This is a genomic window from Oleiphilus sp. HI0128 (assembly GCF_001635365.1).
This window is the reverse complement of the sequence record NZ_LWGG01000194.1, coordinates 1-862: the sequence shown is the minus strand read 5'-3', so window position 1 is coordinate 862 and position 862 is coordinate 1. Positions and strand designations below refer to the sequence as shown.

The 862-nt window shown below is 44.0% G+C and carries 1 protein-coding gene; it reads right to left on the bottom strand.

Annotated features, from left to right (window positions below):
* A partial coding sequence (locus tag A3763_RS02520) for an FAD-dependent oxidoreductase (protein WP_156494843.1) occupies window positions 1-832 on the bottom strand: 832 nt, incomplete at its 3' end.
* Window positions 833-862 lie beyond the last annotated feature (30 nt).

The following is an 862-nucleotide window of genomic DNA, read 5'->3' as shown; positions in this document are numbered from 1 at the left end:
GCCCAAGATTTTGGGTATTGCCGCTGCGACCATTACACCAAAGAAAAGCATCAGCTTTGATCTTTTTGCCCGACTCGAAAGTAACCTCTACACCGTAATCGGTACCGACAACTGTCTCGTAGGTTTCGTTGTGTCGGACAAGAACACCATTGTTTCGAAGGTGATAGCTAAGCGCATCAGAAATCTCATCATCAAGGAATGATAGTAATTTCTCGCCAGGATTAATCAGGTCGACTTTCACACCTAAACCGGAAAAAATTGATGCATACTCGGAGCCAATAACACCGGCACCATAAATAACCATAGTGCGTGGAGTATGGCTAAGCTGCAATACCGAATCACTACAATAGATACGCTCATGCGTAAAATCAACGTTGGACGGACGATAGGGACTAGACCCGCTAGCTATGATCGCCTCTTTAAAATGAACAATATCTGCGGAACCATTTCCACGTATTTCTATACGATTATCATCTAGAAAGTAGGCCGACCCGTTGTACAAGTCTATTTTATTTCGCGCATAAAAACGGGTTCTTAGCTTAACCTGTTTACTGATTACCTTTTCTGCGTTCTTCAAGACTCTCGGAAAGGAAAACCATCTTGGCTCACCGATATCACGGAACATGGTATTGGTGTTAAAGGTAATAATCTGCTTAACGGCGTGTCGAAGTGCTTTGGAAGGTATTGTTCCAACATGAGCACAGTTCCCGCCAACTACGGGTTTATCTTCGATCACAGCGACCATTTTATGGCCTTTTGCAGCGTTTAACGCTGCCCCTTCACCTGCAGGGCCTGCGCCAATTACTACAACATCATAATGATACTCAGCCATATAACCTTGATCTCCTGAACCTCTAGAAAA